This window comes from Streptomyces griseorubiginosus (assembly GCF_036345115.1).
Classification (GTDB): domain Bacteria; phylum Actinomycetota; class Actinomycetes; order Streptomycetales; family Streptomycetaceae; genus Streptomyces; species Streptomyces griseorubiginosus_C.
This window is the reverse complement of sequence record NZ_CP107766.1, coordinates 2,843,217-2,855,882: the sequence shown is the minus strand read 5'-3', so window position 1 is coordinate 2,855,882 and position 12,666 is coordinate 2,843,217. Positions and strand designations below refer to the sequence as shown.

The window sequence follows — 12,666 nt, the reverse complement described above, 5'->3', positions numbered from 1 at the left end:
CTACCTGTCATACACCGCTCGCGCCCCACAGGTTCCCGATCTTCGCGAGGCGATGCACGGAGGTGCCCACCGGCCCGGCCCGCTCAGTCCCACGACCCCAGCGCCGCCGGAAGTTCCGCCAGCTCCGTCAGGTCCTGCGCGGTCAGGCGCAGGGCCGCCGCCGCCGCGTTCTCCGTCACCCACCGCTCCCGCTTGGCGCCCGGTATCGGGACCACGTGGGGTGCCTGGGCCAGGACCCAGGCCAGGGCCACCTGGGCCGGGGTGACCGACTCCCCGTGGCGGGCCGCGACGCGGCGCAGGCCGGAGACGATCGGCTGGTTCGCGGCCATCATCTCGGCGGTGAAGCGGGGATGACGGGCGCGCACGTCGTCCGGTTCGAAGCCCTCGCCCGGGGTGAGGGTGCCGGTCAGGTAGCCGTTGCCGAGCGGCATCGCCGCCAGGAACCCGATGCCGCGCGCCGCGCACCACGGCAGCAGCGTCTCCAGCGCCTCCCGCGACCACACCGACAGCTCGGCCTCCACCGCGCTCACCGGGAAGACCTGCTGGACCCGGCGCAACTGCCGGACCGTCGCGTCGTGCAGCCGGGTCCCGGAGCGGCGGCCACCCCGCGCCCCCATCGCGCACAGCCCCAACGACCGTACCTTTCCCGCCTGTACGAGCTCCGCCATCGCGCCCCAGGTCTCCTCGACCGGCACCTCGGGGTCCTCGCGGTGCAGTTGGTAGAGGTCGATCACATCGGTCTGGAGCCGTCGCAGGGACGCGTCGCAGGCCCGTCTCACATAGCCGGGGCGGCCGTTGGCCACGATGTGCTGCTCGCCCACCAGCAGGCCGACCTTGGTCGACACGAAGGCGTCCGCACGCCGCTCCTTCAACACCCGCCCCAGCAGCAGCTCGTTGGTGAACGGGCCGTACATGTCGGCGGTGTCCAGCAGGGTCGAGCCCAGATCGAGGGCCCGGTGCACGGCCCGGACCGACTCGTCGCCCCGCTGCCGCGACCCGCTGTAGCCCCAGCTCATCGGCATGCACCCGAGTCCGACGGCTCCCACCGCGAGCGCCGCCGCGCCGATCGTCCTGCGCTCCACCTGCTCGTGACCCTCCCTATCCCGGCCCCCAACCTAACCTCTGGGCCGCCGGGCCCCTGACATAGCCTCCTGGCATGACAGCTGACGTGTGGCTCCCCATCCCGCCGGACGAGATCGCAGGGCTCCCCGCAGGGCCCACCTATCTGTTCTGGGACGGGGGTGAGGACGGCGCTCAGGAGTTCCCCGGTGACCCCGCGGACTGCGTCCTGTACGTGGTGCCGTACATGAAGCGGCAGCCGGTCAAGGTACGGCCGCTGGCGCAGATGCCGAACCTCCAGGTGGTCCAGACGCTCACGGCGGGTGTCGACGACGTCATGGCACGGCTGTCGGACCTGGCGCCGGGCGTGCGGCTCTGCAACGCGCGCGGTGTGCACGAGGCGAGCACCGCCGAGCTGGCCCTCACCCTGACCCTCGCGTCCCTGCGCGGCATCCCCGGCTTCGTCCGGGCCCAGCAACAGGAGCGCTGGCAGGGCGACTTCCATCCCGCGCTCGCCGACAAGAACGTGCTCGTCGTCGGCTACGGCGCGATCGGCGCCGCGATCGAGGACCGGCTCGTGCCCTTCGAGGTCGCGCGGGTGGCGCGCGTCGCGCGCTCCGCGCGCACCACGGAGCGCGGCCCGGTGCACCCGCTCACCGACCTGCCCGCACTGCTCCCCGAGGCGGACGTCGTCATCCTCTCCACCCCGCTGAACGACACCACGCGCGGTCTGGTGGACGCGGAGTTCCTGGCCCGGATGAAGGACGGCGCCCTGCTGGTGAACGTCGCCCGCGGCCCGGTCGTCGACACCAAGGCGCTGCTCGCGGAACTGGAGACCGGGCGCATCACCGCCGCCCTGGACGTGGTCGACCCCGAGCCGCTGCCCTCGGGGCACCCTCTCTGGCAGGCGCCGGGCCTCCTCATCAGTCCGCACGTCGGCGGACCCACCTCCGCCTTCCTGCCCCGGGCCAAGAGGCTCCTGGCGGACCAGTTGCACCGTTTCGTGAACCACGAGCCCCTGCGCAACGTGATCCTTACGACGGGCACGGCAGACGCATAGTCCGTTTTCGGTACCCTCCGCAACCTTTCGGACGCGGTCCGTGCTCCCAACTCCCCTGGTCGTCACGGAGCGTAGAGGAACTATGTCCCTGAGTGACGAGACTGGTGTATCGTCCCGACAGGGGCTGCGCCGCGCACCGTTCGGCGCCGGGGATGGACATTGCAGACTGTGAGGGGGGCGACGGGCGATGCACGGCCTATGGACGAGCGATCCGACGCGGCGGAGCCGCCGGCGGCGACCCTGGCAGACAGCCGCGCGCAGACGCGGTCACCACGGCGGCCACCACAGCCATCACCACCGCAGGCACAACAGCCGCAGGAGGCATGCGCACCCGGCGCACCCGGACCCCCGGGACCCCGGAGCGGCGCGGACCGGGAGGGCCCGGTGAGCTCGCCCCCGTCTCCCACGACCACCCTCGACGGAGCGTTGCGGGCCCCCCGCGCGCGGGGGGTGCTGCCCTCCCGGCCGCCGGCCTCCCGCGGTGGGACGAGCCTGGTCCACCAACTCCTCCTCGCCCTGGTCTGCGCGGGCTACGCCGTCGGTTCCGCGCTCGGCTGGGGCTCGCCCGAAGCCGCCCTGATCATGGGCGACTTCGGGCTGAGCGCCGCGGCCGGCACCGCCGCCGTGTCCTGCTTCCTCTACGCCCGCGGCCGTCGGGTCCGCTTTCGACCCGCCTGGCTGCTCTTCGCGCTCTCCTCGGCGATGGCGGCCCTCGGCAACCTGGTCTGGGGGTGGTACGAGGTCGTCCTGGGACGGCCCGTCCCCAGCCCCTCCTACGCCGACGGCTTCTTCCTCTGCTTCGCGCCACCGGCCATCGTGGGCCTGCTGGTCCTCGCCAAGCGCCCGGTCACCAAGGCCGGTTGGGTCTGCCTGGGCCTCGACGCCTGGCTGATCGGCGGCTCGCTGCTCACGCTGTCGTGGAGCCTCGCCCTCGCCCAGGCGGCGAAGTCCGAGGGACCCAGCGTCGCGCACACCGCGCTGTCGCTGGCGTATCCCATGCTGGACATCGCCCTCGTCAGCATGGTGCTCGCGCTGCACTTCCGGCGCTCGGCGGTCAACCGCACCGCGGTGAACACCGCGATCGGCGCACTCGCCCTGACCGTGATGTGCGACGCCCTGTTCACCTCGCCGCTGCTCCACAACAACTACCGCTCGGGCCAGCTGCTGGACGCGGGCTGGTTCGCCGGCTCCCTGCTCCTCGCCTACGCCCCCTGGGCCGCACCCCGGCGCGCGGACGGCGAACGGCAGCCGCCGGCCGGGCGCACCCGCGTGGTCCACGAACACCTGCCCAGGCACCGGTTCGGGATCCAGCACCACCCCTCCGCACAGGGCGCCCCGGGCGGTGATCACAGCCGGTATCCGGCCACCCGCCCCATCACCGGGTCACTGGCCGCGCTCACCCCCTACCTGGCGGCCGCGGTCTGCACCCTGGGCATCCTCTACAACGTCCTCAACGGCCGCAGCGTGGACCGCGTGGTGCTGCTCACCGGTGGCACCGTCGTGCTCGCCCTCGTGGTGCGCCAGGGGATCATGCTGCTCGACAACATCACCCTCACCCAGGAACTCGCGCAGAAGGAGAACCACTTCCGCTCCCTGGTGCAGGGCTCCAGCGACGTCATCATGATCGCCGCACCGAACGGCATCCTCCGGTACGTCTCCCCGGCCGCCGCCGGTGTCTACGGCCGCCCGGCCGAGGACCTGGTGGGCACCGAACTGGCCGGCCTCATCCACCCGGAGGACCTGGGCTGCGTGGTGCACGAGGTGCGCCGTTTCCTCGCCGCCAACCCCCTCGAAGAGCCCACCACCCGCATCGAGTGCCGCTTCCGGTCCGGCGACGGCGGCTGGCTCAACGTCGAGTCCACCGTCAACCGCCATCACGGCGGCCTGATCTTCAACAGCCGGGACGTGACCGAAAGAGTGCGCCTCCAGGCGCAGCTCCAGCACAACGCCGAGCACGACCCGCTCACCGACCTGCCCAACCGCGCCCTGTTCACCCAGCGCGTCCAGCAGGCCCTGTCCGGCCGCCGCTCCTCCGACCGCGGCACCGCCGTCCTCTTCATCGACCTGGACGGCTTCAAGGCCGTCAACGACACGATCGGCCACCAGGCCGGGGACGAACTGCTCGTCCAGGCCGCCCGCAGACTCCAGGACGCCGTCCGGCACGGCGACACCGCGTCCCGGCTCGGCGGGGACGAGTTCGCCGCCCTGATCGTCGGGGACGGCACCCGCGACCGCACCGCCCGCGAGGGCAACATCCTGGAGCTCGCCGACCGCCTCAGGATCACCCTCTCGCAGCCCTACCTCATCGACGGCAACGATGTCCGGGTCGCCGCCTCCATCGGCGTCGCCTTCGCCGAACCCGGCCTCGGCGCGGGCGAGATCCTGCGCAACGCGGACCTGGCGATGTACCGCGCCAAGGCGGGCGGCAAGGGCCGCGTCGAGCTGTACGCACCCCAGATGCAGCAGGACGTCGTACGGAAGGCGGAGCTGGCCACGCGCCTGCGTGCCGCGCTGCACGACGGCGAGTTCGCCCTGCTGCACCAGCCCGTGGTGTCCCTGGAGGACGGCCGGATCACCTCGGTCAGCGCCCAGGCGCGCTGGCGGTCCTCCCAAGGGGTGCTGTTCACGCCCGCCGAGTTCCTGCGGGTGGCCGAGGACAGCGACCGGACGCAGGAGCTGGGCCGCTGGATCCTGGAGGAGGCCGTGGAACAGGCCGCCGAGCGCGCCGCGAACGGGCTCACCGTGCCGGTCGCGGTCCGGATGAACGCCCAGCGGCTGCTGGACCGCTCCCTGCCCCTGGGCTCCGTGGAGGCCCTGCTGACCCGGCACGGACTGCCCTCCGGCTCACTGCTCATCGAGCTCTCCGACGCCGACCCCAGGGTCTCCCTGGACGAGCTGGAGCGCCGGCTGACCGCGCTCCGGCGCGTCGGCATCCGGATCGCCCTGGACGGCTTCGGCAGCGGCTACGCGGCGATCACCGCGCTGCGCAGACTCCCCGTCGACGTGCTGAAGCTCGACCGCAGCCTGGTCGAGGGCGTCGTGGAGTCCGCGCGACTGCACAAGATCACCAGCGGGCTGCTCAGGATCGCCGGAGACCTCGGGCTCCAGTCCGTGGCCGACGGGGTGGACCTGCCCGAACAGGTGGTCGCCCTGCGCGCGATGGGCTGCACCCATGGACAGGGCATGGCGTTCTCCGGGCCGCTGGACGAGTACCGGCTGCGCAGGGCGCTGGCCTCGGGGCACTACCCGGTGCCGCACGGCCCGGCGGAGCCCGCGTTCGCAGGTGGCGGTGCGGGGGTGTACACCGGAGGCATGACGGCCGTACTCGGTGGTGGGACGACCCTCCGCTCACATAATGAGACTCCCGTCCCACCCACTTGACAGTGGGTGCGTGCCGGGGGGAGGGTCAGTCTCATGCGCACCCGAATTCTCGTACTTGGAAAGCGCGTCGGCTGACGCTGAGCCACAGACCGCTCAGCGATCCCCACCCGGCGCGCTCCCCTCGCTTGCCTTATGGCACGAGGGGTTTTTTGTTGCCCAGCTTCCCCACCTCAGCTTCACACCCTCAGCATCGAGAAGAGAATGACGATGACCGAGCAGGCCACCGGGGCCCATCCGCAGCCGCGGCCCCGATCCGGAGGACAGCAGTCCGCCCCCGAGCACGTCACGGGCGCGCAGTCCCTCATCCGCTCTCTCGAGGAGGTGGGCGCCGAGACGGTGTTCGGCATTCCCGGCGGTGCCATCCTTCCGGCGTACGACCCGCTGATGGACTCCACCCGGGTGCGCCACGTCCTGGTCCGGCACGAGCAGGGCGCGGGCCACGCGGCCACCGGTTACGCACAGGCCACCGGCAAGGTCGGCGTCTGCATGGCGACCTCGGGTCCGGGTGCGACCAACCTGGTGACGCCGATCGCGGACGCCCACATGGACTCGGTGCCGCTCGTGGCGATCACCGGCCAGGTGGCCTCCAAGGCGATCGGCACGGACGCCTTCCAGGAGGCGGACATCGTCGGCATCACCATGCCGATCACCAAGCACAACTTCCTCGTCACCAAGGCCGAGGACATCCCGCGGGTCATCGCGCAGGCCTTCCACATCGCCTCCACCGGCCGCCCCGGCCCGGTCCTGGTCGACATCGCCAAGGACGCGCTCCAGGCGAAGACGACGTTCTCCTGGCCGCCGGTCATGGACCTGCCCGGCTACCGCCCGGTGACCAAGCCGCACGCCAAGCAGATCCGCGAGGGCGCCAAGCTGATCACCCAGGCGAAGCGGCCCGTCCTCTACGTCGGCGGCGGTGTCATCAAGGCCGGCGCCACCGCCGAGCTGAAGGTCCTCGCAGAACTCACCGGAGCCCCCGTCACCACCACCCTGATGGGGCTCGGAGCGTTCCCCGACAGCCACCCGCTGCACGTGGGAATGCCGGGCATGCACGGTTCGGTCACCGCCGTCACCGCGCTGCAGAAGGCCGACCTGATCGTCGCCCTCGGTACCCGTTTCGACGACCGCGTCACCGGCAAGCTGGACAGCTTCGCCCCGCACGCCAAGATCGTCCACGCCGACATCGACCCGGCCGAGATCGGCAAGAACCGTGCCGCCGACGTGCCGATCGTCGGTGACGCCCGCGAGGTCATCGCCGACCTCGTCCAGGCCGTCCAGAAGGAGCACAGCGAGGGCCACCAGGGCGACTACAGCGCCTGGTGGAAGGACCTGTCCCGGTGGCGCGAGACCTACCCGCTCGGCTACGACCTGCCCGCCGACGGCTCGCTCTCCCCGCAGCAGGTCATCGAGCGGATCGGACAGCTCGCCCCCGAGGGCACGATCTTCGCCGCGGGCGTCGGCCAGCACCAGATGTGGGCCGCGCACTTCATCCAGTACGAGAAGCCCGCGACCTGGCTGAACTCCGGCGGCGCCGGAACCATGGGCTACGCGGTCCCGGCCGCGATGGGCGCCAAGGCCGGAGCCCCGGGCAACACCGTCTGGGCGATCGACGGCGACGGCTGCTTCCAGATGACCAACCAGGAGCTCACCACCTGCGCCCTGAACAACATCCCGATCAAGGTCGCCATCATCAACAACGGCGCCCTCGGGATGGTCCGCCAGTGGCAGACCCTCTTCTACAACCAGCGCTACTCCAACACCGTGCTGCACAGCGGCCCGGAGGACATCAACCCGGACGCGAAGGGCACGCGCGTGCCGGACTTCGTGAAGCTGTCCGAGGCGATGGGCTGCGTCGGCCTGCGGTGTGAGCGCCCGGAGGACCTGGACAAGGTCATCGAAGAGGCCAACTCCATCAACGACCGCCCCGTCGTCATCGACTTCATCGTCCACGAGGACGCGATGGTGTGGCCGATGGTCGCCGCCGGCACCTCCAACGACGAGATCATGGCCGCCCGGGACGTCCGCCCCGACTTCGGCGACAACGAAGACGACTGAGAGCCGTAAAGGAAGCAGATCATGTCCAAGCACACGCTCTCCGTCCTGGTGGAGAACACCCCGGGCATCCTGGCCCGGATCGCCGCCCTGTTCTCCCGCCGCGGGTTCAACATCGACTCGCTCGCGGTCGGTGTCACCGAGCACCCCGAGATCTCCCGGATCACGATCGTGGTCAGCGTGGTCGACGAACTGCCGCTGGAGCAGGTGACCAAGCAGCTCAACAAGCTCGTCAACGTCCTGAAGATCGTCGAACTGGAGCCGGGTTCCGCCGTTCAGCGCGAACTCGTTCTGGTGAAGGTGCGCGCCGACAACGAGACGCGCTCCCAGATCGTCGAGATCGTCCAGCTGTTCCGCGCCAAGACCGTCGACGTCTCCCCGGAGGCCGTCACGATCGAGGCCACCGGCTCCAGCGACAAGCTGTCCGCGATGCTGAAGATGCTCGAGCCCTTCGGCATCAAGGAGCTGGTCCAGTCCGGCACCATCGCGATCGGCCGCGGCGCCCGCTCCATCACGGACCGCTCGCTGCGCGCCCTCGACCGAAGCGCGTAACCGGTGCGTCCGGGCGGCGGTTCCGGCCGCCGCCCGTATACCGAGACCCCGAGACTTCATCCCACCCCGCCGTCATACGGTGGGACGCAACACCTGCACTCAAGGAGAGAACCCAAAGTGGCCGAGCTGTTCTACGACGCCGACGCCGACCTGTCCATCATCCAGGGCCGCAAGGTCGCGGTCATCGGTTACGGCAGCCAGGGCCACGCCCACGCGCTGTCGCTCCGTGACTCGGGTGTCGACGTGCGTGTCGGTCTGCACGAGGGCTCCAAGTCCAAGGCCAAGGCCGAGGAGCAGGGCCTGCGCGTGGTGACGCCGTCCGAGGCCGCCGCCGAGGCCGACGTCATCATGATCCTGGTCCCGGACCCGATCCAGGCCCAGGTCTACGAGGAGTCCATCAAGGACAACCTGAACGACGGCGACGCGCTGTTCTTCGGCCACGGCCTGAACATCCGCTTCGACTTCATCAAGCCCCCGGCGAACGTCGACGTCTGCATGGTCGCCCCCAAGGGCCCGGGCCACCTCGTCCGCCGCCAGTACGAGGAGGGCCGCGGCGTTCCGTGTATCGCGGCCGTCGAGCAGGACGCGTCCGGCAACGCCTTCGCGCTCGCGCTGTCGTACGCCAAGGGCATCGGCGGCACCCGCGCGGGTGTCATCAAGACGACCTTCACCGAGGAGACCGAGACCGACCTGTTCGGTGAGCAGGCCGTTCTCTGCGGTGGTACGGCCGCGCTGGTCAAGGCCGGTTTCGAGACGCTGACCGAGGCCGGCTACCAGCCGGAGATCGCGTACTTCGAGTGCCTGCACGAGCTGAAGCTCATCGTCGACCTCATGTACGAGGGCGGCCTGGAGAAGATGCGCTGGTCGATCTCCGAGACCGCCGAGTGGGGCGACTACGTCACGGGTCCGCGGATCATCACGGACGCCACCAAGGCCGAGATGAAGAAGGTCCTCGCCGAGATCCAGGACGGCACCTTCGCCCGCGAGTGGATGGCCGAGTACCACGGCGGCCTGAAGAAGTACAACGAGTACAAGCAGCAGGACTCCGAGCACCTGCTGGAGACCACCGGCAAGCAGCTCCGCAAGCTGATGAGCTGGGTCGACGAGGAGGCGTAAGCCTCAGGTGACGGGACCGGAGCGGTCAGCTCCGGTCCCGTTGTCCAACCCGGCGGATCACGTCCGGGTGATCCTTCCGCGGAGGCGCAATACGCCCCCCACCGCGCCACTACACTGGCGCACAACATACGCGTCAGGCCCACAGCGTCGTGCGCTTCCACGCGGCCAGTACCCTCCACCGCCTGCGGCCGTCGGGACGGCCGTCCGCACGCATTGGACTTGTGAGGACTCACGTGAGCTCGAAACCTGTCGTACTCATCGCTGAAGAGCTGTCGCCCGCGACCGTGGACGCGCTTGGGCCGGACTTCGAGATCCGGCACTGCAACGGCGCCGACCGGGCTGAGCTGCTGCCCGCCATCGCCGACGTCGACGCGATCCTGATCCGCTCCGCCACCAAGGTGGACGCCGAGGCCATCGCCGCCGCGAACAAGCTGAAGGTCGTCGCACGAGCCGGCGTCGGCCTGGACAACGTCGACGTCTCCGCCGCCACCAAGGCCGGCGTGATGGTCGTCAACGCCCCCACCTCGAACATCGTGACCGCCGCCGAGCTGGCCTGCGGTCTGCTCGTCGCCACCGCCCGCCACATCCCGCAGGCCAACGCCGCGCTGAAGAACGGCGAGTGGAAGCGCAGCAAGTACACGGGTGTGGAGCTGGCCGAGAAGACCCTCGGTGTCGTCGGCCTCGGCCGCATCGGCGCGCTCGTCGCCCAGCGCATGTCCGGGTTCGGCATGAAGGTCGTCGCCTACGACCCCTACATCCAGCCCGCCCGCGCCGCCCAGATGGGCGTCAAGGTGCTGTCACTGGACGAGCTGCTCGAGGTCTCCGACTTCATCACCGTCCACCTCCCCAAGACCCCCGAGACCGTCGGCCTCATCGGCGACGAGGCGCTGCGCAAGGTCAAGCCGAGCGTGCGGATCGTCAACGCGGCCCGTGGCGGGATCGTCGACGAGGAGGCGCTGTACTCCGCCCTCAAGGAGGGCCGGGTCGCCGGTGCCGGTCTCGACGTGTACGCGAAGGAGCCCTGCACGGACTCCCCGCTGTTCGAGTTCGACCAGGTCGTCGCCACCCCGCACCTCGGTGCCTCCACCGACGAGGCCCAGGAGAAGGCCGGTATCGCCGTCGCCCGCTCGGTGCGCCTCGCCCTCGCCGGTGAGCTCGTGCCGGACGCGGTCAACGTCCAGGGCGGTGTCATCGCCGAGGACGTCAAGCCGGGCCTGCCGCTCGCCGAGCGCCTCGGCCGCATCTTCACCGCGCTGGCCGGTGAGGTCGCGGTCCGTCTCGACGTCGAGGTGTACGGCGAGATCACCCAGCACGACGTGAAGGTGCTGGAGCTCAGCGCCCTCAAGGGTGTCTTCGAGGACGTCGTCGACGAGACGGTGTCGTACGTCAACGCCCCGCTGTTCGCGCAGGAGCGCGGCGTCGAGGTGCGGCTGACGACCAGCTCCGAGTCGGCCGACCACCGCAATGTCGTCACCGTGCGCGGCACGCTCGGCAGCGGCGAGGAGGTGTCGGTCTCCGGCACGCTGGCCGGGCCGAAGCACCTCCAGAAGATCGTCGCCGTCGGCGAGTACGACGTGGACCTCGCGCTCGCCGACCACATGGTCGTCCTCAAGTACGAGGACCGGCCGGGCGTCGTCGGTACGGTCGGGCGGATCTTCGGCGAGGCCGGGATCAACATCGCCGGTATGCAGGTGTCGCGGGCGATCGCCGGTGGCGAGGCGCTGGCGGTTCTCACGGTGGACGACACGGTTCCCGCCGGGGTGCTGACCGAGGTCGCCGAGGAGATCGGCGCCACGTCGGCTCGTGCGGTGAACCTGGTCTGACATCTGTCTCACACGCCGGACGGGCTGAGGGAACTCGGCTCGTCCGGCGTTTTGCTGTGCACCGGGACCCGTCGCAGCGTCAGCGCCGCCAGCACCGCCGCTCCCACCAGCAGCACCGCCCCCGCGATCGCCGCGCCCTGCATCCCGCTGGTGAACGCCTCCCTGGCCGTCGTCGCCAGGCCCGGGAAACGGTCGGCGACCGCCAGCGTCCCGCCCAGCGTCTCCCGCGCCGCGTCCGGCGCCGAACCCGGCATCTCGTGGCGGTAGACCGCCGTACCGATCGAGCCGAGCACCGCCATGCCCAGCGCGCCCCCGAACTCCGTGCCCGTCTCCAGCAGCGAGGACGCCGACCCCGCGCGCTCCGCCGGGGCCGCGCCCAGGGCCAGGTCCGTCATCTGGGAGATCACCATGACGATCCCGGAGGCGAGGACACCGCAGGCCGTCAGGACCAGCCACATCGAGTCCGTACCGGCGAGGGCGAGAAGGCCGTATCCGCAGGCCGCGATCGCGAAACCGGCCGTCACGACGTAGGCGCGGTTCACGCCCTTCTGGACCAGTGCGGTCGTCACCGGGGCCACCAGGCCGATCGGCACCGAGGGGAGCAGTGCCCACAGGGCCGCCTCCAGGGCGCTCTTGCCGAGCACCGACTGGAGGTACTGCGTGGTGAAGACGGCCGAGCCCATCATCGCGAAGGCGGAGACGAGGTTGAGGACGACCGCGGGGGCGAAACCGTGGGCGCGGAACAGGGCCGGGGAGATCATCGGGTTCGCGGTCGAGCGCTGGCGGTGGACGAAGAGAGCGGCGAAGAGCAGGCCGACGGTGATCGAGAGGACGTAACGGACGTTCCAGCCGTCGGAGGGGATCTCCTTGAGGCCGTAGACCACGGGCAGCACCGCGGCCATCGACAGCGGGACGCTGGGCCAGTCGAAGCGGCCGGGGGCGGGGTCGCGGGACTCGGGCAGCAGGATCGGGCCGAGGACCAGCAGCAGCGCCATCGCGGGCAGGTTGACCAGGAAGACCGAGCCCCACCAGAAGTACTCGACCAGAACGCCGCTCATCACCGAGCCGAGGGCGATGCCGGCCGTCATCATGCCGGACCAGATGCCGATGGCCTTCGCGCGCTGGCCCGGGTCGGTGAACATCGTGCGGATCAGGGCCATCGTCGAGGGCATCAGGGTCGCGCCGCCGATGCCGAGGACCGCGCGGGCCGCGATCAGCATCTCGGCGCTGTTCGCGTACGCCGCCGCCAGTGAGGCCGCGCTGAAGGCGACCGCGCCGATCAGCAGCAGCCTGCGGCGGCCGATGCGGTCGCCCAGGGAGCCCATCGTCATGAGCAGGCCGGCCAGGACGAACGCGTAGATGTCGAAGATCCACAGCTGCTGGGTGCCGCTCGGCTCCAGGTCCGCGCTGATCGCGGGGATCGCGAAGTAGAGGACGGAGACGTCCATGGAGACCAGGAGCAGCGGAAGCATCAGGACGGCGAGTGCGGTCCATTCACGGCGGCCGGCCAGGGAGCCGGCGGAGGTCTGGGTTGTCATGCCGGTGACTGTACAAGCGTATTAAACGCTTGTCTATGACGCTTGTATAAATCGCTCGTCTAGGACGGCTGTATGGATTCCTCGGTAG

General features: G+C 70.5%; 8 protein-coding genes. 6 read left to right on the top strand and 2 right to left on the bottom strand.

All coding sequences use genetic code 11. The features are described 5' to 3' along the window. Positions 1-83: 83 nt before the first annotated feature. The gene (locus OHN19_RS12665; protein ID WP_330264292.1) at positions 84-1,082 is read right to left on the bottom strand and encodes an aldo/keto reductase; all 999 of its coding nucleotides are present in this window, start codon (positions 1,080-1,082) and stop codon (positions 84-86) included. A 74-nt stretch (positions 1,083-1,156) separates the two neighbouring features. On the opposite strand from OHN19_RS12665, the gene OHN19_RS12660 reads away from it, so the two are divergent. The 6 genes from OHN19_RS12660 to serA all read left to right on the top strand — a co-directional run bounded on the left by OHN19_RS12660 (position 1,157) and on the right by serA (position 11,040). Further along, positions 1,157-2,119, top strand: a complete 963-nt coding sequence (locus OHN19_RS12660; RefSeq protein ID WP_330264291.1) for a 2-hydroxyacid dehydrogenase — start codon at positions 1,157-1,159, stop codon at positions 2,117-2,119. A gap of 384 nt (positions 2,120-2,503) precedes the next feature. After that, positions 2,504-5,500, top strand: a complete 2,997-nt coding sequence (locus OHN19_RS12655; protein ID WP_330264290.1) for a putative bifunctional diguanylate cyclase/phosphodiesterase — start codon at positions 2,504-2,506, stop codon at positions 5,498-5,500. Positions 5,501-5,707: 207 nt separating this feature from the next. Beyond that, positions 5,708-7,552, top strand: a complete 1,845-nt coding sequence (locus tag OHN19_RS12650) for an acetolactate synthase large subunit (RefSeq protein ID WP_330264289.1) — start codon at positions 5,708-5,710, stop codon at positions 7,550-7,552. A gap of 21 nt (positions 7,553-7,573) precedes the next feature. Further along, a complete protein-coding gene (ilvN, locus tag OHN19_RS12645; RefSeq protein ID WP_037712203.1) occupies positions 7,574-8,101 on the top strand; it encodes an acetolactate synthase small subunit in 528 nt (175 codons plus the stop codon). A gap of 117 nt (positions 8,102-8,218) precedes the next feature. Beyond that, positions 8,219-9,217 carry a ketol-acid reductoisomerase gene (ilvC, locus tag OHN19_RS12640; protein WP_037712202.1) on the top strand — a complete coding sequence of 333 codons (999 nt, stop codon included), beginning with the start codon at positions 8,219-8,221 and terminating at the stop codon, positions 9,215-9,217. A gap of 233 nt (positions 9,218-9,450) precedes the next feature. Beyond that, positions 9,451-11,040 carry a phosphoglycerate dehydrogenase gene (gene serA, locus OHN19_RS12635; RefSeq protein ID WP_330264288.1) on the top strand — a complete coding sequence of 530 codons (1,590 nt, stop codon included), beginning with the start codon at positions 9,451-9,453 and terminating at the stop codon, positions 11,038-11,040. A gap of 8 nt (positions 11,041-11,048) precedes the next feature. Here serA and OHN19_RS12630 read toward each other — a convergent pair whose 3' ends face one another. Then, positions 11,049-12,578, bottom strand: a complete 1,530-nt coding sequence (locus OHN19_RS12630) for an MFS transporter (RefSeq protein WP_330264287.1) — start codon at positions 12,576-12,578, stop codon at positions 11,049-11,051. Positions 12,579-12,666 lie beyond the last annotated feature (88 nt).